1 protein-coding gene is annotated in these 245 nt (G+C 73.9%); it reads right to left on the bottom strand.

The window, feature by feature from the left end:
- Window positions 1-245, bottom strand: a 245-nt coding sequence (locus IE312_RS31420) for a hypothetical protein (RefSeq protein WP_229900660.1), incomplete at both ends; no start/stop codon positions are given.

Genomic DNA, 245 nt, shown 5'->3' on the forward strand with positions numbered 1-245 from the left:
CCAACCCCCGGTCGACAGGGCGGTGATCGACGGGCTGGTGCCTGGGAAGACGTCGAGTAGCCACGGCTCGGCGGGCCGGGCCATGTTCGTGCCGATCCCGGTGCCGATCCACAGCTTCCCGTCGCCGCCGGCCCACGCGGTGACCCAGCTGCCGTCGCTCAGCGTGGCGATGGACGGCTTCGAGCCCTGGGCGACTCCGAGGAGCCAGGGCGCGGCCGGCTGGGCCATGTTCGTCCCGCTGCCGG

Origin of the sequence: Streptomyces capoamus, assembly GCF_014654935.1 — a bacterium.
Lineage (GTDB): Bacteria > Actinomycetota > Actinomycetes > Streptomycetales > Streptomycetaceae > Streptomyces > Streptomyces capoamus.